Consider the following 23,455-nt stretch of genomic DNA (forward strand, 5'->3'; position numbering starts at 1 on the left):
CCCAGCCGAGGGATCGGGGTTCACAAGGAGAGCAGGGCCATCACCTCGTCCTTGTGCATCAACTCCTGCATGCTTCCTTCCACCCGCACCTTCCCGATTTCGAAAACGTAGCCTCGGTCCGCTACCCGGCCCGTGAAGCGGAGATTCTGCTTGGCTAGGAGCACGCGCATACCCTCCCGCTTCCACTTTTCGCTTACGGGCGGCTTTTGAGCCGTTCCTGGGACACCCTTCTCATGGTGGTGCATGGCGGGGTCATCCGGGCGCTGCTCTCCTACGCCCTCACCGGGGAGAGGCGCTTGCTGGCCCTGGAGGTGCATCCCTGCGGCCTTTCCGTGCTGGACGTGGGCGAAAAGACCTTGCTCAGGGCCCACAACATCGTGGCCTACGACCTCTTGCCGGAAAGCCGCCTGTCCACGATGGAAATGCTGTGGGAGATGTACCGGGCGTAGCCGAGGGTGTTCTCCACCGGCGAGACCTGGCTATGTTGTCCAAACCCGAGCTTCGAGTGAGGATGCATAGCGAGGATTTATTGGAAGAGTGTCTTTGAAGCCAAAATACCAGAATACCTTCTTCAAGATCCCTTAAAGCTTACCGTCCTCTGTGCAGCGGAAGGAGCAGAATGGAAGTGGGCTGGGCGGAGGTTGAAGGGTTTTGCTGGGGTGGCGGTTCATTTGGGGTTGGGGCCCCAAAGCAGATAGAGTTGAAGCGGAGGCTGGAGCAGCGTTATGCTCCCCAAACACAAACGCTTACACATAAATCTTGACATGACCGGGGAGGAGGTTTTGAGTGGTCTCTTCGATAAGACGAAGAGAACTGTGGGCCCACTTTTCAGGAAGTCAAGAGGGAAACGCCGACAGGAAAGGGGGTTCCAGGGTTGGAGACCTCAAATCCGGACTGGTGGTAAAAGGGTGGGTGGCCTAAGCCCAGCTTGTACCCGTTGAACGCGTCCCTGGAACCCACCTTCCCTTACCTGAATCTTTGCCTTATGAAACGTTGGCCAGAAAAGACTTGCTCTGCAGCGGTACTAGCCTACGGTCGGTGCACGACGCCAGCTAAGGTAAGCGCATATGGATGACGCGCCTATCGATGTCCCAGCTCACTTGGACTCCGAGGATTTCCGCAAACAATGCCGCAGGTACGAATAGATTCCCTTCTTCGAGGAATTCGGCTTCCCAATCCATGCCTATCCTGGTTCCGTTCCATTGGGCTTCGCGTGAACGCGGGAAGACGTGGAGCTCTCCTCGGTTAACGAGTAGAACCCTATATGCGGACGTGGAGCTGTCCCACATCACCCTTGCACCCAGAGCTTCAGCCACCGGTTGCAGCGGGACCATGATGTGGCCTGCCACGATCTTTGGGGACTGGGGTAGGGTGCGTCCATTCACAGTGAGCCCCAGCGCAGGACCCCCCAGGTTGCTGAAGTGTGCTTTAGAGATGAGTGCATGAATGCCTTTGGTACGGTCCACCACCTGCGAAACCTCGAAATCCCCCGCCACGCTGAGGTAAGCATAGGCCGTAGCCCTATCCAAACCCAGGCTCTCCACAAAGGCGATGGCCTCGCGGGTAGCCTTTTTCATCGCTTCATCAAGGTCAGGATCGAGTCCGATGGGTACCCATGCATCTGGTAGGTCAATGAAGGGTTGCACGAGCGTTCCCTTCCCCCCAGGAATTTGTGCATCTCCCTTACGGAGCAGGCTGAGTCGTAAGCGGGCACGCAACGATCCCTCGAGGGCCGTGAGGGCCACCTCCCCGTTTCCCTGAACAAAGTGGGGATCGCCCACGTAGAAGAGCGCACCCTGTACGAAGACAGGCAAGTAAACGGTGGCTCCCACTCCTACGTACTTTACATCCATGTTTCCACCATACTCTGCTGGTGGTATCGAGTTAACGCGCTCGCTGGTGTTGGGTGCTACCCCCATAATGCCTAGAAATGGTCGGAGCGGGAAGCGGATCTCGTCACCGTTCTGAGCATATAGGATGCCGTACCATGTACCCTTGATCTGGCGGATGGGGGTGAAAATGGACACGTTGTAGTACAAGTGAGGCCTCGACGGACTCGCTTCGGGTTGCCGTCCTTGGTTAGCTGGCAATTCACCAGGTAGCGCACCCTTACCGTGGCGATTCGAGATCACGCCATACGGCACGCGTGGTGTTAGTTCCAGCACCTCAACTTTCAACACATCTCCAGGCTGTGCGCCATCGATGGCGATGGGACCTGTCACAACATGCGGTCCGTCCTTGTCGAAGTCATGGGGCACGGAGCGAGCAATGGCTTTAGCGTCCTCCAGGACATCTTCGGGGCGTATACCATACTTGCCAAAGAACCGTACAGGGTCACGACCTTGATCTTCGAGGATCCCCTCGTGAGACACGGTGTCGATGATAATTTCGGTGCCCGACTTTACGGTCATTACGGGCTTTGCGTCCTTGTTTGGCAAGTAGCCCCAGCGGACTGTATCTGGCGAGGAGGGGAGATATTGGACCGCTGGTGGTATTGCGACTCCAGGTTGCAACACCTTGACCCCCTGTTTTTGAGCATATGAATGCAAGGTGATGGCAAGTCCTATGAAGGCGATCAGCACCCTTGACTTCCCGAGGCGTTTCATCATGGTTCACCTCCTCCTGTGCTACACCAGGGTGGGCCCACCCTTGGCCCGGAAGTATAAATATAAGGCCACGCAATGTCAAGCGGACGGATGGCGGGTGCACACAGAAGACATCACAGCGCTCACTTCTGGGCGCTATAAAGGGACTGCCTGCCACTATAGTATTGGCCAAACGAACAATACTATATCTACAAAATGCGAATCTAGCCAGCCTGGCGACCCTCCCATTTACCTGTGGCTTCGTTGTGAACGCACGGCCTTCGGGGCAGATGAGCGCTTAAGGAAGCCTCCGAGAAGTTGTGACTGTGTTGGATGGTTCTGCGCCGGAAAAACGAGAATAGCAGGAGCATTAATCAAGAGGAGAACATAGAGCCTATACTGCAGAAACAGAAAGTGAAAAAGATGCGATATACAGAACATAGTGAGCCCTAACTGGATCCTAATTGTCGAGAATCGAGTTGACGCTACGCACATGCAAGTTTATGATATTCGGCGGAAGTCGAGCCCTAGGGGCTTCTGGAGGTAGGGTATGGGGAGCGACGCTGGAGGGCTGAATATCTGGCAGGAGGGGCTAGAGGTCCCGACGTGGGGATGTCCCAGAGAGGGAAACCCGAATGAACATTTCGGAACGGTCCTGGGCATTGCGGCTACTCATAAGGTTGCATTAAGAGGGGCCCTGTTGGCCAGCAAGGAAAGCTTAACCCATGGAATGGCTCAGAGAGCGCTGAGGGTCGATGGAGTGGTAGGTGTGGCATTTACTGGTTTCGGGGTGGTTGACAAGTCCTCTGGAAGTGGTTAGCTTATGTGTCAACAGTGGTCTAACCATAAGACCAATGACCCGCATGAGACGCACCCGCTTAGCCAACCTCATTGCCCATGAGCTTGAAACCCTTATCCAGGAGGGGGTTTGGGTGCCGGGTGCGTACCTGCCCCCGGAGCGGGTTCTTGCCGACCGGTTTAAGGTCAGCAGGGTTTCCATACGGGAGGCCCTGCGTTTGCTGGAGGCACGAGGGGTTATCGAGATCCACCCAAGCAGTGGCGCAAGGGTTAGGTCCTCGACCACCGCGGTAGGGCACCTGCTGGCCAGCCGCCTGGAAGGCCTGAGCCTTACCGACCTCTTCGAATTCCGCTATATCGTCGAGCCGGAGGCGGCGGCCCTGGCCGCGAAGCGGGCGGATAAGGATGTGCTGGACCGCCTGGCGGAGATCCTTACGGAACAGGAGGCGTCCCTCCAGGACGTTCACGGCTTCCTGGCCCTGGATTTGGAATTTCACCGACTCATCGCCGTGGCCTCCGGAAACGGCGTTCTTCAGGAGATGGTTTCCGCGCTGAATGCGGGGCTCAGGGAAACCCGTCTGCGCGCGATCAAGGCCACATTCGACCCGATCCGTAGCCTGGAGGGCCACAGGCGGGTGCTAAAGGCCATCCTTTCAGGGGATGCAGATGGGGCCCGCCAGGCGATGAGGCAACACCTGAAGGAGGTGGAAGCGTCGGCTCTGGGAGCTGGCGTGCCACGGGGAGGTGATGAAGGATGGGAAGGGCATGGCTAGTGGCGGCGGTGGCGCTGTTAAGTTTGGCTACCGCGAAAACGACGGTGACCGTGGGCCTGGATGCGGATCCCCCTAACCTCGATCCCGTGTTTTCCTCGGCCTTGGTGGACCGTCAGGTGCTGAACCAGATCTACGACAAGCTCCTCGACATCGACCAGGATCTGAAGATCGTGCCCATGCTGGCCACCAGCTGGTCGGTGGGGAACAACGGCACGGTATACACCTTCAAGCTCCGCCAGGGGGTCAAGTTCCACGATGGCACGGACTTCGATGCGGAAGCGGTTAAGTTCAACCTTGACCGCGCGCTTACCGCCGAGGGTTCGCGTCGGAAAGGGGAACTTGCCCCGGTAAAGGAGGTGCAGGTCGTCGACAAGTACACGGTTCGCGTCGTCCTGAAGGACGCCTTCTCGCCATTCCTGTACGTCTTGACCGACCGGGCCGGGATGATGGTCAGTCCGGCTGCCGCGAAGCGGTACGGCCAGGACCTGGCCAACAATCCCGTGGGCACCGGACCCTTCCGGTTTGTTGAGCGGAAGCGCCAGGACCGCATTGTTCTCCAGAGAAACGAGGGCTACTGGAAGCGGGGCTACCCGAAGATCGATGAGCTGATCTACAGGCCTTTCCCTGACGACGATGTCCGGTTGGCCAACCTGCTTTCGGGTGCGGTCACGGTGATTACTCCCGTGGCCCCCAAGGATCTGGCGCGGGTTCGCGGCGATGCGAACTTAAACCTCTTCGCCTTCCCGAGCCTGGGGTTCCAGGGCGTCTGGCTCAACGTGACCCGGCCCCCCTTCAACAACAAGGCTCTCCGGCAAGCCTTTGCGGCCACCGTCGACCGCGAGACCATCGACCGGGTGGTCTTCCTGGGCACGGCCACCCCGGCCAACGGGCCCTTTCCTCCTGGCTCCCCGGCCTACGATCCCAGTATCCCGATCCCCAAGCGGGACATCAACCTCGCGCGGAAAAAGCTTCAGGAGACGGGCTTTGCCAGCGGCTTCTCCTTCACCCTGCTGACCACGCCGGGCCCTGTCCTGACCCAGCTGGCCCAGGTTTACCAGGCCATGGCCGCCGAGGCGGGGATTCGCATTCAGATCCAACAGGTGGAGTTCGGCACCCTGCTGGACCGGACAGATAAAAAGGACTACGAGGCAGCCCTCCTGGGCTGGAGCGGCCGACCGGATCCGGACGGGAATATCTACGATTTCATGCGCTGCGGCGGCCCCTTGAACAATGCGGGTTACTGTAACCCCAAGGTGGACGCCCTGCTTAACCGGGCCCGGGCCACGCGGGTCATGGAGGTGCGGAGAAGCCTGTACTCGGAGGCCCTCAGGATCATCCACGAGGATGTTCCCTACGTCTACGTCTATCACCCCCAGGTTCTGATCGGGGCCTCCAAGCGGCTCAGCGGTCTTCCCCTGATCCCCGATGGGATTCTTCGGTTTGTAGGAGCGGAGCTGAAGTGATCCCCTACCTCCTCCGCCGCCTTGTGGAAGCTTTGCCCACCCTGTTCCTGGTGTCGGTGGTGGTGTTCTTCCTGACGCGGATACTTCCTGGCGATCCCGTCCGCCTCCTGCTCGGGGAAGAGCCCGACCCCAAGGTGGCGGAGGAGGTGCGGAGAAGCCTGGGTCTGGATCGACCTCTCCTCGTCCAGTATGCCGGCTGGCTGTGGAACCTGTTTCAGGGCGACCTGGGCCGGTCCATCAAGGATGGAACTCCCGTGGCGAGGCTGATTCTCGAGAAGCTTCCCACGACCATAGAGCTCGCCACCCTGGCCATGCTGGTGGCACTGGCCATCGGCCTGCCTAGCGGAGTGGTAGCGGCCGTTCGCAGGGGGACGTGGCTCGACGGCCTGGTGACGTCGACCTCCCTAATGGGCGTTTCCGTTCCCAACTTTTTCCTCGGCATCATGCTTATTTACCTTTTTAGCCTGCGCTTGGGCTGGGTGCCGCCCTCGGGATACGTGGAGCTGTGGACCGACCCTAAGCGCAATTTACTGCTAATGGTCTTGCCGGCCTTCACATTGGGCACGGCGTTGGCTGGAGCGATCGCGAGGTTTACCCGTAACAGCTTACTGGAGGTGCTTTCTCAGGACTACATCCGGACGGCGAAGGCGAAAGGGGTTTCATCCGCGGCCATCGTGCTGAAGCATGGGCTCCGCAACGCAGCCATTCCCATCGTGACGGTCCTGGGTCTACAACTTGGGGGGCTTTTGGGAGGCGCTGTGGTCACAGAGCAGATCTTCTCCATACCGGGCTTTGGACGTTTGGTGGTGGACGCCGTGTTTACCCGCGACTTCACCGTTTTGCAGGGAGTGGTGTTGACATCCGCCCTGGCCGTATTCGTGGTCAATACCGCGGTGGACGTCCTTTATGCCCTGATCGATCCCCGGATCAGGTATCGGTGACCCATGGTTGCGCGTAGGGTATGGCGCCGCCTCCTTGGGCATCCCACCGGGGCACTGGGTGGGTTGGTCTTGGGGCTCTTTGTCCTGGGCTCCCTGGGTGCTCCCTGGCTCAGCGCTCACTCCCCCGTAACCACCGACTTCAACAGCCTCCTGCGCCCGCCTTCCCTTACCCACCCCTTTGGTACGGACGAGCTAGGAAGGGACGTGTTGGCCAGGGTCCTGTACGGGGGCAGGGTGTCCCTGACCGTAGGGGTAGCCTCAGTAGCGCTCGCCCTCCTGGTGGGCGGTCTTTGGGGGTTGGCGGCGGGTTACTTCCGGGGGTGGTTGGACTCCGTGCTCATGCGGTTGGTGGATGCGCTCCTGGCCTTCCCCTTTCTGGTGCTCGCCATCACCCTGGCGGCGATCCTGGGGCCGGGTCTTTCCAACAGCATCCTGGCCATTACCGTGGTAACTTCCCCGGCGGTAGCCCGGCTGGTGCGGGGCCAGGTTCTGGCGGAGGTGGGAAAGGATTATGTGACCGCGGCAGAGGCCATAGGGGCACCCCATTCCCGGATCCTCTTTCGGCATATTCTGCCCAACCTGTGGGGCCCGTTGATCGTGCAGGGAAGCCTGGCCACAGCGAACGCCATTTTGGCGGAGGCGACCTTGTCTTTTCTTGGCCTGGGGGTTCAGCCTCCCACGCCGGCCTGGGGCTCGATGCTAAACGCCGCTCGCGGCTATTTGGACAGCGCACCCTGGCTGGCGGTCTTTCCCGGTTTGGCCATCTTTTTGGTGGTGCTGTCGTTCAACCTGCTGGGCGATGCCCTGAGGGATGCCCTTGACCCACGGACGGAGAGGAAGCTTGCGTAAGGTAAGGGAATCCAGGACCCGATACCGCAGGCCCCACCGCCTCCTTGAGGCCGGGGTGGGCCTGGGTAACGGGGTGGAGGTGGTCGACGCCCAGGTTTCCTCCGTACCAGGGTACATTTGGTGCGGTGAGGACCGTGATGGGATCGGTGGAGAGGGGCGGTGAGGATCCGGGGGCCTGGCCTGCGGGCAGAGGATTTTCCTGTGCGCTATTCGGAGGTTTCCCTATGGGAAGGGGAGAGCATACGGAGATCCTCGATCTGGGGGCGGCGCCCTGCTGGCCACAAGGACCCCTCGGATCCTTCAAGAGGAGGGCGGGATGGGGGCCACCTGGTTGGAGCGTATGGGGGGCAATGGGCCGTCAGGCCCTGCCCTTGGAACCCCAATCCGATGGAGGAGGTCGTGGGCTGGATAGCTTTCTTTGCCACCCCGCTCATGGGTCAAGACCTTCAGCTGGCCACGAGGAGGCGATACATGATAGGGCGGTTGCTTAGGAAACACCATCAGTTTCAGGAGTTGACTTGCAGGCTTTGGGGAGCGGCTATGGACCCCAAGGTGGATGGGGTGGCGGATGCGCCCATACGGGTTGGGTCCACCCGCGGCGGTAGGGGGGGTGCACGGTGATGGACCTCACCTACTACCCCTACCCTTCCCGCCGGCACGTGGTTCTTGGCCGCCGGGGTGCGGTGGCCACCAGCCAACCCCTGGCGGCGTTGGCGGGGATGGAGATGCTGCTCAAAGGGGGAAACGCGGTGGATGCGGCCATCGCCATGGCGGCCACCCTCACGGTGGTGGAGCCCACCAGCAACGGGATCGGGGGCGACCTGTTTGCCATGGTATGGGACGGCACGCTCCACGGGCTGAACGCTTCCGGAAAGAGCCCCTTAAGCCTGACTCCCGAGCGGATTCCCGAGGGGGGAATGCCGGAAAGGGGCTGGCTCCCGGTGACGGTGCCCGGAGCGGTCTCGGGGTGGCGCGCTTTGCACGAACGCTTCGGCAGGCTCCCGTTCCCCGAGGTCCTTGCCCCCGCCATCCGCTACGCGGAGGAGGGCTTCCCGGTGGGACCGGAGACGGCCCGGGCCTGGCGCAGGGCGGAGGGGATCTACCTGCCCCTGAAGGGCCCGGAATTCCAGCCCTTCCAGGAGACCTTCTTCCCCCAGGGAAGAGCCCCCCGGGCCGGGGAGGTGTGGCGAAGCCCTGGGCACGCCAAGACCCTAAGGGAGATCGCTGAAACCTACGGGGAGAGCTTCTACCGGGGAAACCTGGCGGAGGCCATGGCGGGGTTCAGCGAGGCCACGGGAGGCCTCCTTACCCTGGAAGACCTCAAGACCCACGAGGCGGAATGGGTGAACCCCCTCTCCCTGGAGTACCGGGGCCTCACGGTCCACGAACTGCCCCCCAACGGACAGGGAATCGCCACCCTGCTGGCCCTGGCCATCCTGGAGGGCTTCGAACTCCGACCGGAAGACCCCTTCAGCTACCACTTACAGATCGAGGCCATGCGCCTGGCCCTGGCGGACGCCTTCCACTACGTGGCCGACCCCCGCTACCTGGAGAAGCCCCCCCAGGCCCTGCTCTCCCCCGAATACGTGGCCTCCCGCCGAAGCCTCATCGGGGAACGAGCCCTGCCCCAGGCCCTGCCCGGGGTGAGACCCGGGGGAACCGTCTACCTGGCGGCGGCGGACGGGGAACTCATGGTCTCCCTCATCCAGTCCAACTACCAGGGCTTCGGCTCGGGGATCCTGGTTCCCGGGACGGGGATCGCCCTGCAAAACCGGGGCCTGGGCTTTTCCCTGGAGGAGGGCCACCCCAACCGGGTGGGACCGGGTAAACGGCCCTATCACACCATCATCCCGGGATTTCTCACCCGGGAGGGCAGGGCCCTGGGCCCCTTTGGGGTCATGGGGGGCTATATGCAACCCCAGGGACACCTGCAGGTGGTGGTGGGCCTGACGAACTTTGACCTGAACCCCCAGGCGGCGCTGGACCGGCCGCGGTGGCAGGTGGTGCCGGGTAGGGGAGGGGAGGACCGGGTGGTGCTGGAGCCGGGAATCCCGCAGGCCACCGCCTTGCTCCTGCGGGACCTGGGTCACCGGGTGGAATACGGGATGGAGCCCGGATACTTTGGCCGGGGCCAGGTGATCCTGCGTCAGGGAGAGGTGCTGGTGGCGGGATCGGATCCCCGGGCGGAGGGGTTGGCTTTGGTGTGGTAATTGGGGAGAGATTGAGCACAAGGGAGTTTCATCGTGAATATTAACACAAATACCATGCACAAACGCTACTACCACTCACGCCAGCCCTTCCCTAAGGCATACAAGTACACCACCGCTGCCGCATCCCATGCCTGGGGCCTGCAAGCTACGGGATAGGGAACCGGAGGCAAGCCTCCTTCTCTGGGAAACCCCCCAACCAGCTCGGGCAGGCGCATGTCGGGTTGGGAGAGGGCCAGGTCCAAGAGCGCATTGGCCACCCTCTGGCCCTCTTCCTGGAAACCATATCGAAACAATCCCCCCGCCAAAAGCGCCGTGTCATGGGGCCATACTGAACCGTTGTGGTAGGAAAGGGGGTTATAACGCACCTCCCGGGCACCCAAGGTACGTATCCCCCAACCTGACCATAATTCCTCGGAAAACAACGTTTCCAGCAGTTCGGGCAGGACCTCCCTAGGAACAGCTCCGGCCCAGAGGAGATGGCCAGCGTTGGAAGCCTTGACCTTAAGGGGCTCTTTATAGCGGTCTAAGGCCAGGGCGTAGGTGGAAAGCTCGGGAAGCCAAAACTTTTCCTGGATGAGGCGGAAGAGCCTTCCTGCGTGCTCCAGTAAACTCTTGGCTCTATCCTTTTCCCCTAGAACCTGGTAGAGCTTTGCTCCTTCCAGGTAGGCAGCGTAGGCGTATCCCTGCACCTCACTCACCGCCAAGGGAGTTTCAGCCAAGCGGCCGTCCCGGTGGCTCATGGAATCGTGGGAATCTTTCCAGGCCTGGACGGCCAGGCCCGTGCCGCTTGGCTGAAACTCCAAAAGCCCATCCCCATCCAGATCCGCCTGATCCAGCCAGGCTAGGGCAGCCTCCCACTGTGGCCGAAGCTCCTGAATCAGGGCCAGGTCTCCTACCAAATCCAGGTACCGGCCCAGAAGGATGAGGAAGAGGGGTGTAGCGTCCACCGTGCCGTAGTACCGGAAAAAAGGCACCCGGTGAGTGCGAGAAAGCTCTCCAACCCGCACCTCGTGCAGGATCTTTCCTGGCTCCTCCTCCCGCCAGGGGTCAAAAACTGCCCCCTGCCTTGCGGCCAGGTAGCGGAGAACCCCCTGGGCCACTCTCTTTCCCCAGGGGAGGATCATAAAGGCAGTGATGAGGCTGTCCCGACCGAAGGGGGCTACAAACCAGGGAATTCCGGCAGCAGGCACAGGCCCCTGGGGGGTGGAAAGGAGAAGGGCTCTGAGGTCCAAGAGGGCCTGGCGCAAAGCACCTTCCCAAGAACCCTCTCCTTGAGGAAAGGCCTCGAGGAACTCCTCGTACCCGGGTAGGGAGCCCGGAGCCTCGAGGGGACTTTCCAACCGTACCTCCCAACCCACCTCCCCAACTCCCTTGGGGGGTAGGTAGAGACGAAAACCCCCCTCCGGTGCCTCAGGAACAAACACCACCCGCTGCTCCACTCCATCTGCGGCTCGGTAGAGAAAACCCACCCCGTTTTCCACCTTGGGATGCCATCCCCGGGCTTGAAAGAGGTCGGAGAACTCACCTTGGGCCTGCACCTCCACTCGCACTTCCTCAGGCTCAGGGGAAAGGTTTAGGAAGCTTAACCGCTCCTCCACCTTCCCCCGGTGAACCCGGAGGAGGCGGCGCAGGTAGAGCTCCCCTTCTGCGCCACGAAAGCGGGCCCAGTCCTGAACCAGGTAATCGGGTCTTGGAGAACGGCTTTCCAAGAGCACTAGACCTCGCGGCAATAGAAGCCGGTAACGGGAAAGGAAGCGGGTGTCGTGCCGGTAGAATCCCTCCGCCTCCTCTTCAGCAAAACCCCTCTCGTTCAAAACCAGGTAGGTGTCGTCCTCCTTAAGAGGCACCATGGCTACTCCCTTAGGGCACCCAGGCTGGGCCCTTCCACAAAATAGCGCTGGAAGAACATGAAAAGCACCAGGACCGGGATCATGGAGAAGAACCCCCCTGCCAGGATCAGCCCCCAGTCTCCCACTTGACCGTAGGCGTTGCGAAAGGAAAGAAGACCTAAGGGCAACGTGTAGATGTCCCGGGGGCTGGTGAGGACCACAAAAGGCCAGAAGAACTCGTTCCAAGCTCCCTGGAAGGTCAGGATCGCCAGAGCTCCCAGAGCGGGAGTGGACATGGGCAACACAATGCGGAACAGGATCTGCACCGGAGTGGCCCCATCAATAAGGGCTGCTTCTTCTACCTCCCGAGGGATGGACTCGAAGAACTGCCTCATGATAAAGACAGCTCCCGCACCCACCAATCCGGATAGGACCAAACCGGTATAGGTGTTGAGGAGGGTATCCACGCCAAAAACCTTAGAAAGGCCGAATATCCCGTCCCGCAGGACCAGGTAGTTGGAAATAAAGGTCACCTGTGCCGGCACCATCATGGAAAAGAGCATGAACAAAAAGAGAGCCTGCTTGCCGGGAAATCGCAGCCTGGCCAGGGCGTAGCCCGCCATCGAGGCGAACACCAAGGTGGTCAGAACCTTCACCGAGGCAAGGAGGAAGGAATTCAACGTCCAGCGGAGGAAGAGGCTTTCTCCTGTTTCCAGACTCCGGGTTTCCCGGAAGGCCCGCACGTAGTTGTGAAAGACATAGCCCAGAAGCCCAGGAGCAACGTTATCCCAACTGGCCACCCGTCCCCGCCGCTCCAGCCGGGTGGGATCCAGGGTTGCGCCCACCAGGACCACTCCGCGAGGCGTTTCAAGGTCTAGAGGCACCCGCTCCAGAAAGGGACCTTTCCCCGGGTAAACCAGGCGCAGCCGATAGCGAAAAACAGTGCCCTCCTGATCCCCCAAGGTAGCCGCCCTAACCTCCACCAGCTCGGGTCCCTCGAGGTGCACATAGTCGGTAGCATAGGGAGTCTCAAACACCGCTCCCATGCCGGCTCCCGGCCTTCTGCGAGGAATCACCGCCAGGACCTCGGGCTCCTGCCCTCCAGGGCTGAAGTAGGCCACATCGAACACGAGCGACCTGCCCGGGGCCATGCCGCCCAACCATGGGTTTCCTGCGCCCTCCCAACCGAGTTGCCAGGCCGCCGTCCAGTTTTTAGGATTCACCTGAGCAAAACGCAGGGTAAAGGGCCACTCCAGGGGATTGGCCTTGAGGCTGGCCAGGAAGCCCATAACGAAGGGACCGATGAAGAATACTCCAAAGGCCAGCAGTAGCCCGTAAACCCACGCCAGCCTGGTCCATATGCGCAAGGGGGCCATTAGGACCACCCCCTTTCTCCCACACCAAAGCGTCGTTGAAGAAGTACGATGGCCAGGGTAAGCACCGCCAGGACCAAGGCGGCAGCCGAGGCCAGGCCTACCCGGGGCGAGGCCCCGGCGGGGAAGACGTTTCCGTACACGTAGTAGGCCAGGGTGATGGTACTCTCCAAGGGTGCACCCCCTGCACCCCCTACGAAGAGCACCTGGTCAAAGAGCTGCAGGGTGCCGATGAGGCCCAGGGTGATGACCAAAAAGAGAACTGGTCTCAGAAGGGGCAAGGTGATACGCCAGAACATCGTCCAAGAAGTGGCACCGTCCAGGGCAGCCGCTTCGTAAAGGGTTCTGGGGATGCCTTTCAGCCCAGCTAGGAAGATGACCATGAAGGTAGGGATGGTGGTGTAGGTGTTCATGAGAATGATGGCCCAGAGGGGGTAGGGGAGACCTAAGAGGGTGGCCCGGCTGGTAAACCAGGGAATGTCCACCTGGACCTCCCGAGTAGGAGGCCAACCCAAGTGCCCCAGGGCGTACATCCCGAGGAGGGCCAAGGCAAGGGAAGCTAGGGCCAGACCTGGGTCCCAGAAGGGGGTGGGGAAACCCTGTTGCCTTCGCCAGAACACCCGCAGGCCCTGCAAAAGGACGAAGAGCCCCGCCCCGATTAGGAGGTGGGGCAGGTAGCTGAGCATCAGGGACAGCCCCTGGTTCACCACGCCGGTCCGCTGGAATAGCCAAAGGAGGAGAAGGCTTGCTGCAGCGGTGGACACCACAGAAGGAAGGTAATAAACGGTTCGGAAAAAAGTAACACCTCTCAAAGGTCGATTCAGGGATACGGCCAGAAGAAGGGCCAGGGCCGTTTGAAGGCTGGTGACGATTACGCTGTAAGCCAGGGTATGCTTTAGGGCAGTCAGGAAAAGGGGATCTTGAAATAGGCGTAGATAGTTCCTCAGGCCCACCCACTGGGGTGGGTTGAATAGGTCGTAGTCGGAGAAGCTAAAAATAAAGTGCGTAGAAAGGCGTAGAGGAAGAAGACCGTCAACGTAAAAACAAAAGGGAAAATGAGGAGAAGGGCGTAAAAGCCCTCGAGGGTCCGCGCCTTGAAACGCATAGGGGTTCCCTTAAGGGGGGCGGCTTAGCCGCCCCCCTTGACGATCACCTTCTGCCCGTAAGGCGATCCAATGCGGTCTGGGCGTCCCTTATGGCTTGATCCACGCTCTTTTGCCCGCTGATCACCGCCTGGATCGCCTCGTTGATGGGCCTCATCCAGTCACCGCCGAACCCCCGGAAGCTGAAGGGGTAAACATTCCCTCCTTGCGCAGTAGAACCCTGGAAGACCACCCGGTTCAGTTCCGACTCCTTGGTGGGGCGTTGGAAGTAGGGATTGTTGGCCAAGGCTCGGCGGCTGGGGATGGCGAGACCACGTTCCAGCACCCACTGCTGGGCCTCAGGGGAGGTGAGAGCCTTTAAAACCTTAACCGCCGCGGCCTTGTTGGCGCTGGCCGCGTTAAGGCTCCAGGAAACAGTGAAGATGAAGTTTCCGCGCTTCCGGGTGACGGGATCCAGGGGCAGGAAGGTGGTGCCGTACCTCAGGTTGGGGGCTTTGTCCCTTAGGAATCCTGCGATCCAAGCTCCCTCGAGGGCCGTGGCAGCCTTCTCGCTACCGAAGCATCCCCCGGTCCAGCCTTCACCCAGGTCCTGGGCAAACTTTGCGGCACCTCGCCGGATGAGGCCGGTGTACCACTCGAAGGCACGCCGGAAGTTCTGGTCCAGGACGGAGTGTCCTTTCTCGTCAAAGGGCTTCCAACCGGTGGCAAAGGCAAAGGCTCCAAAGCGAGCGAAGTCCGCCACCAAGCATATCCCTGCCACATCCTTCAACTGCGACTGCACCTGACGGATTTTGGCTTCAAAGGTTTCCCAGGTATCCTGCTGGTTCGGGTAGGGGACCTTGGCCTCGTCGAAGAGGTCCTTGTTGAAGACCAAGGCCAGGGTGTTGAAGTCCTTGGGGATTCCGTAGAGCTTTCCCCGGTACGTGAAGGCCTGGACCAAGTTGGGGAGGAACTCGCCCACTTCCTGTTTACTAAAGTAAGCGTCCAGGGGCTCTACCCTTCCCGTGGCAAAAAGGCTTTCCGCCCAGAAGATGTCCACATAGAAGAGGTCGGGAGCCGTGCCAGCGGAGAGGGCATTGAAAAGCCACTGCGTATAGTCGCCTTCGATGGGTTGGTAGATAACACGTATCCCTTCCCGGTCCAGCTTAGGCTGGACCACTTCCTTGAGAAGACCGTTGACAATAGCGATGTCTGTACCGCCCCAGCCAGAGATGCGCACCTGGGTCTGGGCCAAGACCAGCCCGAGCATGGCTAAAAAGACAACCAGAATTCTTAGCATACTCCTCCTCCTTCACCAGTCTGCCTAAAGCCTATAGCCTGAAGCCGATCGGGTGAGAGATCCTTTCCCTATTCCACCTCCCTTCGCGCCGTAGAACCCCTGGGAACCAGATGAACAGGCACCCGCTTCCCATATGGGCTCTTTCTCTGTAGGGCTTCCCGGAGAAGCCTTACCGCTTCGCGGGCGATGGTAGGGATGTCCTGGTGGATGGTGGTGAGCCTTTCCCCTACCTCGGGGAGGTCGTCGTACCCCACCAGGCTCACGTCAGCAGGAACATGAAGGCCCAGATCCTCCAAAGCAGCCCAGGCCCCCAAGGCCATTTCGTCGGAGGCGGCAAAAAGAGCCGAGAAGCGCAAGCCCCCTTCCCATGCCCGCCTCACCACCCGGTAGGCATGGAGGGCATCAAAGTTGCCGTCCAGAACCAGCTCCGGGCGCCAAGTTAGCCCCGCTTCCAGAAGGGCCCTCTTATACCCAAGAAGCCGCTCCCTTCCCGCCTGGTGATGTAAGTGCCCCGTGAGAAGAGCAATGTCCCGGTGACCCAGTTCTAACAGGTGTCGGGTGGCCTTATAGCCCCCCTCCTCATCGTCTGGGGCTACCCAGAAGGTTCCGGGATAACAGCCGATGAGCACAAAGGGTACGTTGTTCCTCCGCAGGGTCTCGATGCGGGGGTCGTGGTCATGAGCACCCAGTAAGAGGTACGCCCTAGTCTTCTCTAAAGGTAGGCCGCGGGCATCCGTGGCAACCTCCGTCACCCGCAAACCCAGGCGCCACACCTCCTCGGAGAGGGCTTCCAGCAGGAGGGTAAAGTAGGGTGTATAGCGCCGCACTCCTGGGGCCAGAAGGAGGCCAACGGCCGTGGATTGCCCCACCAGTTCCCTGGCAGCGGCATTGGGAACGAAACCCTGGGTACGAACCACCTCTAACACCCGGGCCCGGGTTTCCGGGCTAACCCCAGGCCGGCCGTTGAGGACTCGGCTTACGGTACCCACGGAAACGTTTGCGAACCTAGCGATCTCTTTTATCGTCAGCTTCTTTTTGGTTTCCATCGTAAACGTTTTCTACAGCTTAACCCAGGACCCGGCCCGCGTCAAGCCAAGGTTGCCCCGCTAGGATAGGGACATGGGAATATCCGAGCTGGAGGAAACCTTGAGGGCCAAGGCGGAAACGTTCTTGGCCCAAAGGCAAGGCTTCCGGGTTGAGAAAACGGAGGACGTGTTTGCCCGGCGCTTTTACCTTTCCCCGGAACGGGTGGAGGTGGTGAACCACTTGAGGGGAAAACCCCTGGCGGTATTTAACCCCGGGGTAGTGTACAGGGACGGAGTAGTACACCTTTTTGTACGTCTGATCTTCGATTACTACAGCTACGCCTCCAGCGTGGGGTACGTGGCCCTTCCCCTGGAAGACCTGCTCACCGGTCAGCTGCCTGACCCTTTGCCGGTGGAGATCGTCCTTTACCCGACTGAAGTCTGGGAGGCCTCGAGGGGATGCGAGGATCCCCGAGCCCACACCTGTGGCGCAGGCTTCCTCCTCTTCTATACCGGCGTGGGCAAGGTGGGTGAAGCCCGCCTCACCGACCACAAGGATGTCTTTTTCCCAGCCTTGGCCCTGGCCGAGTTCGATCCGGACCTCAAGCTCCGGCGCAAAGGATTGGTGCGAATAGGCCCGGAAGGAAAGAGCCTCCTTCTGCCAGCTAAGGGGGCCACGTTACTCCAGGGGAATGCCGTTCTTCTAAGGCCCAGCCTTGCCGGAGTTCCAGACCTGGGTTGGCGGGGGCGGCTGGATTGGAACAACCTCTCCATCGACCAGTTGGAACCTATCCTGGCCCCAGAGTCCTTTGAGTTTAAGGTGGGGTGGTCTACCAATGCCTACCCCTTGGGGGATGGAACCTATTTGGTGGCCTATCACGGCATCCTCCGCCGGGACTTGTCCTATCGTCATGGTTTCGCATTGCTTTCCGGCGACGGTGAACTTCTCGCTCTGTCCTCCTACCTTTTGGCCCCTCAGGGTCTCGTGGAAACGTACGGGGACCGGCCATTTACCTTGTACGGCAACGGCCTCTTCCTGCACGAGGACGAATTGGTTTTCGTGGGAGGTGTGGGGGACTACGCCGTGGGCGTTTTTACCGCCCCTTGGCAGGAGGTGCTCGGGCGGCTCAAGCCCCTGTAATGGACCGTACCACAAAAGTCTGGGATCGAGCAACCGGGAAAACCAGCGCAGGGTATTGACGGCTTTCCCCAACAAGTTGTAGCCTCCTGGGTAGGACACCCAACACTTGGGGTGTCCCGGCTGCGATGCCAGGCTGACAGGCCTGGACGCCTGCAGGCGGTGGGGGAAGTCCGGTGAAAGTCCGGCGCTGTCCCGCAACGGTAACCGGCTCTGTCCGGAAGCCCGAGTACCCGCTTCGCGGCCTTACCCCGTAGCCCTCGAGGCAAGGGTGAAGGTGGTGATGCCTGTGGGACCTTAGACTCCTAACCCCCCAAAACCCGGTGGCCCAAGGGACCTTGGGCCAGGCGACCTTAGGCAAGTTCTTGCCCAGCACGGGGTTATTCCCCTTGGGCAGGCAGCAGGCATGGTTTAGCTCTTGCGGGCCCAAAGACGGCCCTTGGAGGTCCGTGGTGAAGGAAACGCGCATGGTCTACCCAGTTTTCCCTGGGGAAACCAACCATTACGGGACCCTTTTTGGCGGCACCGCCATGGCCTGGATGGACCAGGCAGCCTTCGTGGCTGCAACCCGCCACGCCAGGCGCAAGGTGGTGACGGTGCACTCGGATGCGGTGGACTTCAAGCGCCCCGTACCCCTGGGCTCCATTGTGGAGCTGGTGGCCCGGGTGGTAGAGGTGGGCCGCACCTCCATGCGGGTAGAGGTGGAGATGTGGGTGGAACCCATTGAGCCAGGTAAGGAAGCCTATCTGGCGGCTAAGGGCGGGTTCGTGCTGGTGGCGGTGGATGGGGAGGGGCGTCCTGTTCCCGTGCCACCTCTGGAGGGGAAGGAATGATCCGTACGCTGGCTTACGGTCTTCCACGGCTCGGTCCTAACCGGGAATACAAAAGGCTTCTGGAGGGCTTCTGGTCAGGTTCCATATCGCGGGAGGATTTTTTCGAGGGCCTGGAGGCTCTCGAGGCCCTAAGGCTCGCCACCTACCGGGAACAGGTGGACCTTTACCCGGCGGGCGAGCTGAGCCTTTATGACCCCATGCTGGACCTGGCGGTGGCCTTGGGCCTTTACCCCCTGGATCCCGGGGACCTGGAGGGCTACTACGCCCTGGCCCGGGGCAAGGAAGCTCTGCCCCTCCGAAAGTGGTTCGGCACCAACTACCACTACTTGGTTCCACGCTTGCCAGAAAGGCCCCGGTATACCCCCCAGCCGGGCTGGGGCCTACCCTATCCCGTAGGCCGGAACCAGGCTTTGAAGGAGGGGCTCCCGACCCTGCTCGGACCCTACACCCTTCTGCGCATGGCGCAAAACCCCCCGGATCACCTGGGAGTACACCTGGAAGCCCTGACGGAAGCTTACGTGGAGCTGGTCCAGCCGGTTAGGGGAAGAACCGTGCTCCTCCAAGAACCCGCCTTGGGGTTGGATGGGGCAGAGGAGAACCTCCCCCACCTTCTGGCCTTCTACGGTACCTTAGCGCAGGAGGTTTCCTTGGTCCTCCTGCCCTACTACCTACCCCCCGCTCCAAGGGTGGTTGAGGCCCTGGCCACCCTTCCCCTTCGCGGTTTAGGGGTAATCCTGGCCCCAGGGATCTCCTTACCCCAAGTACCCAAGGGCACAGCCCTGGTGGTGGAGGTGGTGGAGGGTCTTGGGGTGTGGCGCACCAACCTCCTTGCCCTTGGGAAGGTTCTATCGCCTCTGGCAGAGACCGGGCAGGAGGTGTGGGTGGCTCCCAAAGCACCCTTGTACCACCTGCCGTGGGAAGTAGCGGAACCTTTGCCCGGAGCCTTGGCAGGCCGGTTGGCCTTTGCCCGAGAGCGGCTTAAGGAGCTTGCCCTGCTGAAGGCCATCCTCTTAACGTGGACCACCTCCCAGGAATCGCCGCCCTCGCCTGAGGAGGAAACTGCCTTCGCACAAGCCCGGGCCTGGTACACCCCACCCCCGCCTTGGGACTTCCGCCCCTCCCCAGTGCCGGCCTCGAGGCCACCCAGGGAAGAGCGCTCCAAAGCCCAGCAGAACCTGGCCCTTCCCCCTTTCCCCACCACCACCATAGGAAGCTTCCCCCAAACCAAGGGGCTTCGCGACTTCCGGAAAAGATTGCGCTCCAGGGCTCTTGACCAGACGGCTTACTGGCTGCACATCCAGGAAGCCATCCGGGCAAACATCCGCCTCCAAGAGGAACTGGGCCTGGACGTTTTGGTCCACGGAGAGCCCGAGCGCAGCGATATGGTGGAGTTTTTCGCGGAGCGTTTAGAGGGCTTCTATCCCACCCAGAAGGGTTTCGTCCTCTCCTACGGGAGCCGCGTCTGGCGCCCACCCATCCTCTTCGCCCCGCCCCGCCGGAGGGAGCCTTTGGTCCTTAGGGAAACCCTGTTCGCCCAAAGCCTCACCCCTAAGCCAGTAAAGGCCATCCTTACGGGACCCATCACCCTGGCTGCCTGGAGCTACCTACCCCAGGGGGTGGAGTTCAAAGAAGCGGTAATCGCCCTGGCGGAGGCCCTGCGGGAGGAGGTAAAGGAAGTGGCTTCCCACGGAATCCGGGTGGTGCAGGTGGACGAGCCGGCGCTTCTGGAGAAGCTCCCTTTGAAGGCAAAGGAGCGCCCTGGGTATTTGGCCCTGGTGGGGGAGGCCTTCCTGCGGGTAGTGGGGGAGCTTCCGCCGGAGGTCCAGGTGCACCTCCACCTCTGCTACTCCGATTACGCCGCCTTGCGCCCCTTCCTGGAGGTCATGGACCCGGATGTGGCAAGCCTTGAGGGAGCAAGGCAAGACCCCAGCTTTCTCCAAACCCTCACAGGGCTTTCCCTAGGCCTGGGCCCCGGAGCCTTTGACGTCCACTCCCCCCTGGAGGTTCCGACGGAGGAAATCCTTACCCGCCTTCAAGCCTACCTCCGGTACCTGCCTGCGGAAAGGCTATGGGTGAACCCGGACTGTGGCCTTAAGACCCGGAAGCCCGAGGAGGCCCTGGCCAACCTCAAGAACATGGTGGAGGCAGCCAAGAGGCTTCGGAAGGCCTTTGGAGGGAGCCATGCTCACGGATCCTAGGCCCCACTACCGTCCCTACGAGTATCCGAGGCTTTTAGCCTACCGGGACGCCATCCGGCACAGCTACTGGCTCCACACGGAGTTCAGCTATGCGGCAGACGTCCAGGACTACGCCCTGGCGGGTCCTGAGGTGCGCTCGTTGGTGGAGCGCTCCCTTCTTGCCATCTCCCAGGTGGAGCTTTCCGTGAAGCTCTACTGGGCCCGAACCTACGAGGTCTTCCCCAAGCCGGAGGTGGCCGAGGTGGGCATGACCTTCGCCGAGAGCGAGGTGCGTCACGCCAATGCCTACGCCCACCTTTTGGATCTCCTGGCCCTCGAGGACCGCTTTGCCCAGGCCTTGGAGGAGGAGACCGCCTTAAGGGAACGGCACCGCCACTTAACCGAGGTCCTGGGATCCGCCTTCCGAGGCGACCTGAGGGGACACGCCCTCGCCCTCCTTCTCTTTTCCGCCTTCACCGAACACGCCTCCCTTTTCTCCCAGTTCTACGTGCTGATGGCCCTGAACAAGCGCCTTGGTCGCTTCAAGGGGATCTCCAACGCCATCGAGGCCACCAGTAAGGAGGAAAACCTGCACGGCCTCTTTGGGGTAGAGCTCCTCAGGATCCTTAGGGAAGAGCGGCCGGACCTCTTCGGGCCCTCCTTTACCGAGGAGGCCCTGGATAGGGTAGAGGCCTTCTTTCGCACGGAGGAAGCCCTCCTGGAGTGGATCTTCGCCCGGGGGGACACCGAGGTGGTGAGGGGAGAGGAGGTCCTGGAGTTCCTTAAGTGGCGGTACAACCAGGTTCTTTCCCTCCACGGCCTGCCCGCGCCCTTCCCCGTGCGGAAGGAGTGCCTAAGGGATACGGAGTGGTTTGACCTAGAGCTTTTGGCGGACAAGGAAGTGGACTTCTTCAACAAGAGGAGCGTGGCCTACGCCCGCAGGGTGCAGAGCTACGACCCGGAAAGCCTTTTCTAGGAGGGAAGGATGACCAAGACCAAGCGGGAATACCGGCCCTGGTACTGGGCCAACGAATGGACGAGGCTCTACATGAGCCGGGGCTACCTTCTCCCTGGGGTGACGGTGGAGGAGAGGGTGAAGGAGATCGCCGACCGGGCTGAGGCCCTGACCCGCATCGAGGGCTTCTCCCGCAAGTTCCAGGAGTACATGGCCCGGGGCTGGTACTCCCTCGCCACCCCCATCTGGGCCAACTACGGCCTCAAGCGGGGTCTCCCCATCTCCTGCTACGGCACCTACGTGGAAGACGACACCGCCTCCATCCTGAGGGCGGTGGCGGAGATCGGCATGATGAGCAAACAGGGTGGGGGCACCTCTGTTTACCTGGGGGCCCTCCGCCCCAGGGGGGCCCCCATCCGGGACAACGGGGAAAGCAACGGTTCCTACGCCTTCGCTTCGCTCTTCGACCGGGTGATCGAGGTGTTCAACCAGGGTTCCACCCGGCGGGGGCAGTGCGCCGCCTACCTCCCTATTGAGCACCCGGACTTCGAGGAGTGGCTCAAGATCCAGCGGGAAGGAGGGGAGATCCAGTCCCTCTTCTGGGGGGTTTCCGTGGGGGATGCCTGGCTAGAGGAGGCCATCGCCGGGGACAGGGAGAAACGGGAAAGGTGGGCTAAGGTACTCAAAAGCCGTGCCGAGGTGGGGATCCCCTACATCTTCTTCCGGGACAACGCCAACCGCCAGGCCCCGGAGGTCTTCAAGAAGCTGGGGAAGACGATTCATGCCAGCAACCTCTGCACCGAGATCATGCTCCCCTCGAGCCCCGAGGAAAGCTTCGTGTGCTGCCTCTCCTCCCTAAACCTCCTCCACTTCGACGAGTGGAAGGACACAGACGCCGTGGAAACCCTCACCATCTTCCTGGACTCCGTGCTGGACGACTTCATCGAGAAGGCGGAGGGCATCCCCTACATGGAGCGGGCGGTGCGCTTCGCCAAGCGGTACCGGGCCATCGGGATCGGGGTTTTGGGCTGGCACAGCTACCTCCAGTCCAAGGGAATTCCCCTGGAGAGCGCGGAGGCCCTTTTCCTTAACAACCTCATCTTCAAGACCATCCGGGAAAAGGCGGAGGAGGCGAGCCGCTGGCTTAGGAAGCGCCATCCGGAGGACGAACTGGCCGACCTAATGGAAAGGCGGAACGCCACCCTCCTGGCCATCGCCCCCACCAAGAGCAGCTCCTTCATCCTGGGGCAGGTTTCCCCCTCCATCGAGCCCTACACCAGCAACTACTACCTCAAGGACCTGCAAAAGGCCCGAATCGCCTTCAAGAATCCCTTTTTGGAGGAGCTCCTCCAGGCGAAGGGCAAGAACGAGGAGAAGGTGTGGCGGAGCATCCTGGAGCATAACGGCTCCGTGCAGCACCTAGACTTCCTTTCCGACGAGGAGAAGGACGTGTTCAAGACCTTTTCCGAGATTTCCCAAAAGACCCTGGTCAACCTGGCCATCGCCCGGCAGAAGTACATCGACCAGGGCCAGTCCCTCAACCTGGTCATCCACCCCGAGGCTCCACCCAAGGACGTGAACGAGCTGTACCTGCACGCCTGGAGGGGTGGGCTCAAGGCCCTTTACTACCAGTTCAGCGCCAGTGCGGCCCAAGCCTACAGCCGGGACCTGCTGCTTTCCTGCCGGGCTTGCGAAAGTTAAGAGCACCCTTGGCAGCCACCACGCAAGGGGGTTATACCACCCCCACTTTGGAAGGACCAGGCTGGGGGCTCAGGCAAGGATCTTCCTTAGTTAGACCTTGTCATGGGGTGGCTGGGGGGCAAGGGGGGCGGGAAAGGGGATGCTCGGGTTAGACCCCGGCTCTGTGTTCGTGAAAAATCTTTCGCGAATGGAGTCCCCATGGCTCCTCTCGAGAAGGGCAAGCGAGCCTTCCTAGCCCACACCCCTCGGGTATGGGCCGGGGGAAGGCTTTGAGCCGAGGGTGGGGTGGGCTTAACCCCAGAAGGAAGTGCCAAAGCGGAGGCTTGTAGAGCCTCACATGGAAGATGGAAGAGGGGGTAGAGAGTATGGAGGTGCAAGCCCAACTAAGCTTCGGGAACCACTAAGTGGCACTATGAGGTCGCT

At 61.1% G+C, this 23,455-nt stretch carries 18 protein-coding genes, 1 pseudogene and 1 riboswitch; of the genes and pseudogenes, 12 read left to right on the forward strand and 7 right to left on the reverse strand.

The features are described 5' to 3' along the window. Positions 1-20: 20 nt before the first annotated feature. The gene (locus EBI04_RS13125; protein ID WP_167481861.1) at positions 21-170 is read right to left on the reverse strand and encodes a hypothetical protein; all 150 of its coding nucleotides are present in this window, start codon (positions 168-170) and stop codon (positions 21-23) included. Positions 171-206: 36 nt separating this feature from the next. Between EBI04_RS13125 and EBI04_RS02535 the strand changes: the two genes are divergently transcribed. Beyond that, complete coding sequence (locus EBI04_RS02535; RefSeq protein WP_240695349.1) at positions 207-449, forward strand: histidine phosphatase family protein; 243 nt, start codon at positions 207-209, stop codon at positions 447-449. Between the two features lie 603 nt (positions 450-1,052). Here EBI04_RS02535 and EBI04_RS02540 read toward each other — a convergent pair. Next, positions 1,053-2,609 carry an acetamidase/formamidase family protein gene (locus EBI04_RS02540; protein WP_135255904.1) on the reverse strand — a complete coding sequence of 519 codons (1,557 nt, stop codon included), beginning with the start codon at positions 2,607-2,609 and terminating at the stop codon, positions 1,053-1,055. A gap of 526 nt (positions 2,610-3,135) precedes the next feature. On the opposite strand from EBI04_RS02540, the gene EBI04_RS02545 reads away from it, so the two are divergent. The 6 genes from EBI04_RS02545 to EBI04_RS02570 all read left to right on the forward strand — a co-directional run bounded on the left by EBI04_RS02545 (position 3,136) and on the right by EBI04_RS02570 (position 9,619). Next, positions 3,136-3,405, forward strand: a complete 270-nt coding sequence (locus EBI04_RS02545) for a hypothetical protein (protein ID WP_135255905.1) — start codon at positions 3,136-3,138, stop codon at positions 3,403-3,405. Positions 3,406-3,439: 34 nt separating this feature from the next. Beyond that, complete coding sequence (locus EBI04_RS02550; protein WP_135255906.1) at positions 3,440-4,156, forward strand: FadR/GntR family transcriptional regulator; 717 nt, start codon at positions 3,440-3,442, stop codon at positions 4,154-4,156. A 23-nt stretch (positions 4,157-4,179) separates the two neighbouring features. After that, complete coding sequence (locus EBI04_RS02555; protein ID WP_240695350.1) at positions 4,180-5,619, forward strand: ABC transporter substrate-binding protein; 1,440 nt, start codon at positions 4,180-4,182, stop codon at positions 5,617-5,619. Continuing rightward, positions 5,616-6,560 carry an ABC transporter permease gene (locus tag EBI04_RS02560; RefSeq protein WP_135255908.1) on the forward strand — a complete coding sequence of 315 codons (945 nt, stop codon included), beginning with the start codon at positions 5,616-5,618 and terminating at the stop codon, positions 6,558-6,560. Before EBI04_RS02555 ends, EBI04_RS02560 begins: the two co-directional genes overlap by 4 nt. A gap of 3 nt (positions 6,561-6,563) precedes the next feature. Further along, complete coding sequence (locus tag EBI04_RS02565) at positions 6,564-7,409, forward strand: ABC transporter permease (protein ID WP_015717098.1); 846 nt, start codon at positions 6,564-6,566, stop codon at positions 7,407-7,409. A 620-nt stretch (positions 7,410-8,029) separates the two neighbouring features. Further along, positions 8,030-9,619 carry a gamma-glutamyltransferase family protein gene (locus EBI04_RS02570; protein WP_135255909.1) on the forward strand — a complete coding sequence of 530 codons (1,590 nt, stop codon included), beginning with the start codon at positions 8,030-8,032 and terminating at the stop codon, positions 9,617-9,619. A 68-nt stretch (positions 9,620-9,687) separates the two neighbouring features. On the opposite strand, the gene EBI04_RS02575 is transcribed toward EBI04_RS02570, so the two are convergent. The 5 genes and pseudogenes from EBI04_RS02575 to EBI04_RS02595 all read right to left on the reverse strand — a co-directional run bounded on the left by EBI04_RS02575 (position 9,688) and on the right by EBI04_RS02595 (position 16,249). Then, a complete protein-coding gene (locus tag EBI04_RS02575; RefSeq protein ID WP_135255910.1) occupies positions 9,688-11,469 on the reverse strand; it encodes a glycogen debranching N-terminal domain-containing protein in 1,782 nt (593 codons plus the stop codon). A 2-nt stretch (positions 11,470-11,471) separates the two neighbouring features. After that, positions 11,472-12,824, reverse strand: coding sequence for a carbohydrate ABC transporter permease (locus EBI04_RS02580; RefSeq protein ID WP_135255911.1), 1,353 nt, complete (start codon positions 12,822-12,824; stop codon positions 11,472-11,474). Then, a pseudogene (locus EBI04_RS02585) lies at positions 12,824-13,926 on the reverse strand (carbohydrate ABC transporter permease). Before EBI04_RS02585 ends, EBI04_RS02580 begins: the two are co-directional and overlap by 1 nt. Before the next feature lie 44 nt (positions 13,927-13,970). Next, on the reverse strand, positions 13,971-15,203 hold the full coding sequence (locus EBI04_RS02590; protein ID WP_135255912.1) for an extracellular solute-binding protein: 1,233 nt from the start codon (positions 15,201-15,203) through the stop codon (positions 13,971-13,973). Positions 15,204-15,271: 68 nt separating this feature from the next. After that, positions 15,272-16,249: a LacI family DNA-binding transcriptional regulator gene (locus tag EBI04_RS02595; RefSeq protein ID WP_135255913.1), complete on the reverse strand. Its 978-nt coding sequence runs from the start codon at positions 16,247-16,249 to the stop codon at positions 15,272-15,274. 73 nt (positions 16,250-16,322) lie between these two features. On the opposite strand from EBI04_RS02595, the gene EBI04_RS02600 reads away from it, so the two are divergent. The 5 genes from EBI04_RS02600 (at position 16,323) to EBI04_RS02620 (ending at position 23,032) form a co-directional block, all read left to right on the forward strand. After that, positions 16,323-17,369, forward strand: a complete 1,047-nt coding sequence (locus EBI04_RS02600; RefSeq protein WP_135255914.1) for a glycoside hydrolase family 130 protein — start codon at positions 16,323-16,325, stop codon at positions 17,367-17,369. 121 nt (positions 17,370-17,490) lie between these two features. Next, a riboswitch (cobalamin riboswitch) is annotated at positions 17,491-17,621 on the forward strand. A 212-nt stretch (positions 17,622-17,833) separates the two neighbouring features. After that, positions 17,834-18,199 carry an acyl-CoA thioesterase gene (locus EBI04_RS02605; RefSeq protein WP_167481970.1) on the forward strand — a complete coding sequence of 122 codons (366 nt, stop codon included), beginning with the start codon at positions 17,834-17,836 and terminating at the stop codon, positions 18,197-18,199. Next, complete coding sequence (gene metE / locus EBI04_RS02610; RefSeq protein ID WP_135255916.1) at positions 18,196-20,397, forward strand: 5-methyltetrahydropteroyltriglutamate--homocysteine S-methyltransferase; 2,202 nt, start codon at positions 18,196-18,198, stop codon at positions 20,395-20,397. The genes EBI04_RS02605 and metE overlap by 4 nt, the downstream gene beginning before the upstream one ends. Then, positions 20,381-21,352 (forward strand): ribonucleotide-diphosphate reductase subunit beta, encoded by a 972-nt coding sequence (locus EBI04_RS02615; RefSeq protein WP_135255917.1) that lies wholly within the window; start codon positions 20,381-20,383, stop codon positions 21,350-21,352. The genes metE and EBI04_RS02615 overlap by 17 nt, the downstream gene beginning before the upstream one ends. A gap of 9 nt (positions 21,353-21,361) precedes the next feature. Continuing rightward, positions 21,362-23,032, forward strand: coding sequence for a ribonucleoside-diphosphate reductase subunit alpha (locus EBI04_RS02620; protein WP_135255918.1), 1,671 nt, complete (start codon positions 21,362-21,364; stop codon positions 23,030-23,032). Positions 23,033-23,455 lie beyond the last annotated feature (423 nt).

The organism is Thermus caldilimi, from assembly GCF_004684245.1.
Lineage (GTDB): Bacteria > Deinococcota > Deinococci > Deinococcales > Thermaceae > Thermus > Thermus caldilimi.